At 48.0% G+C, this 654-nt stretch carries 1 protein-coding gene; it reads right to left on the reverse strand.

Annotated elements, in window-relative coordinates; translation table 11 throughout:
* Positions 1 to 425 precede the first annotated feature (425 nt).
* Positions 426 to 644, reverse strand: a complete 219-nt coding sequence (locus tag AC1DUO_RS25925) for a DUF7661 family protein (protein WP_013575645.1) — start codon at positions 642 to 644, stop codon at positions 426 to 428.
* Positions 645 to 654: the final 10 nt, after the last annotated feature.

Consider the following 654-nt stretch of genomic DNA (forward strand, 5'->3'; position numbering starts at 1 on the left):
CATGCCTCCATCGCGATAAGCGTTCCGGGCTCGAAGTGTCGAACGCAATCCAGCAATTTTGAACGGGAGATCTTCTTGTTATATGCAATTGAACCATCAACCATCCAGACGCATACCTGAAAAACAGATTTGGCAATGTCGATACCAACAACTCTGATTGTGTTCATGTGATATCACTCCTGAATTAATTGCAGTCAATAGAGTATGGCACTGGCTACTTCAGGGAGGGGCGTCCATAACATCACTACAGGTATCCTGACCGAAAAACGATGTCCGCTTCTCACTGTGCCGGAGGCGGACATGACAAGCAGCACAGCGTATTAGTTATCGATGGTGAGGAGGCGATGTCCGGATGGCGTGACAAAATATCTCTATTAGTGAATGCTCCGGTTAAGCGGGATACTTACGCATGCAAGCCAGATTTCTTATTCGACACGCTTCACCTCCGGATGACGCTCTGTTGCCGCCTCATGTAAAATGTCATCAAGCCAACCTGGAATTTCTGCCTCTGTCAGATCGTTCGGAATTGCGATGTCGTAAAGCCGGGAAAATTTTCGCTCTGTCAGGTCTGCGCGGAATACCAGCCAGCGCTCCCCCTCACGTTTGATCCCAAGGTGTCGTCCAAAAACGTTGTAGATTAGCATTATTAATCTC

This window comes from Rahnella sp. P4_A8 (assembly GCF_056402435.1).